At 40.1% G+C, this 1,697-nt stretch carries 2 protein-coding genes; both read left to right on the plus strand.

Going from position 1 to position 1,697, the window contains the following annotated elements; translation table 11 throughout:
- Positions 1-545 (plus strand): YfaP family protein (locus WBM49_RS13925; RefSeq protein WP_424372651.1); only part of this gene is annotated, 545 nt, incomplete at its 5' end.
- A 75-nt stretch (positions 546-620) separates the two neighbouring features.
- On the plus strand, positions 621-1,697 hold a 1,077-nt coding region (locus WBM49_RS13930), incomplete at its 3' end, for a carboxypeptidase-like regulatory domain-containing protein (RefSeq protein WP_424372652.1).

Raw genomic sequence — 1,697 nt, forward strand, 5'->3', positions numbered from 1 at the left:
AACCTCAAAAGGCCATCGATCTCATGCTAGATTTAGATAAGGGCATGAAGTATCCGGCTCTTAACACCTCCGGCATTCAGAAAACGTTAAAGCGGGAAATGCGAAACCTGGTGTATCAGGAGAAAAATCTCTTAAACACCGCAATGATCCCTGCCGAATTATCAAATAATCTCAAATACAATGTGCGACTGGTTTTTGAATGGAATGATGCTGAGGCAGAATTCAATTTGCAATTCGTAAATCCGCAGAAGCGCTATTTTAATTGGGAGCACAATAGAATGTCATCCAGTGAACGCATAAAAGATGAGATCTTACACGGGTATACTTCGGAAGAGTTCGAATTTTATGGAGAGGGGGTACAAGGCAAGTGGATTCTCAATGCTACATATCTTGGAAGTATTGATGCTACCAAAAAAGAGCCCCTGGTATTAAAATGTACCATCTATCAAAATTTTGGATACCCGGACCAAACCGCCGAAGAGTTTGTAGTACATTTCATGGAACAGGATGAAACCAAACAGCTACAAATCTTGTCGGTGAAATAGTGAAAAATTACTATATTTATGAAAGTTGGCTAGATTATTGATGCTATTGTTGAAAGATTAATTAAAGTTTTTGCTATGAAACGAATCATTTTTTCACTCCTCCTCCTGCTAATTACAGTACACACACAAGCCCAGGAAAAACAACTTACCATACGTGGCAAAGTGACCACTATGGATACCCCATTGATCAATGCTGAAGTGCAATCAGATAAAACCGGCGAAGTCGTAAAAACGGACGCAAAGGGAATGTATGAATTACAGACAAGTCCTGGAGATCTGGTCATCTTCTCTTATCCTGGTTTGGCCGATATGGAGATCGTTGTAGAGGATGTAACCTCTGTCCTGAATATTAAGATGAATTCCGCTGTAAACGTGCTTGATGAGGTGGTCGTTGAAAAAACGAAAATAAAAAGCCAGAAGCAATTAAGAATGGAGTATAACTCCAATAAAAACCTTATAAATACGGCCTTTGGTATTCTGGATAAGGAGATTACCAATTTTGCGGTCAGAATTATTGATAAATCTCAATTTCTTTATGGAGGTATAGATCTGGCATCGGCCATTCAATACCGGGCACCTGGCATACGCGTGGATCGTTCAGGAGATTTTTATAAACCAGTCATTTATTTACGGGGCTCTGCCTTAGGTTTTTTTCCGGCTATCTATGATGTGGATGGACTAATTCTGACAGAGTTTCCTGATTTTGTAAATATCGAGAATGTAGAACGCATTGCAATTTTGAGTGGCCTGGGCTTGGGTATCAAATATGGAGGACAGGCAAATGGAGGAATTATTGTGATTAACACAAAAGGGGCCAATACCTACCGCGATCCCAGAACCGGTGGGCCCTATGATCAGGCTTTGCTGCGAAACAATATTTATGAGGGATCGGCTATTTCAAAGCAACAAGCAGATAAAAACGTCCCTGAATACCTAAAAGCCATCTATGCTGCTACCTCAGAAAAAGAAGCGATTGAATTATATGAAACCCAGGCAAAAGCCTATAGCAGTTCCTTGTATTACTTCCTTGATGTGTTTGGATATTTCTCTGCAAAATGGCAGAATAAGGCATTTGCAGATCAGGTCATTCAAGATCACTGGTATTTGTTTAAGGACAATCCGGTTGGTCTAAAATCACTGGCCTATCTGTAT

Source organism: Muriicola sp., from assembly GCF_049669965.1.
Taxonomy (GTDB): domain Bacteria; phylum Bacteroidota; class Bacteroidia; order Flavobacteriales; family Flavobacteriaceae; genus Muriicola.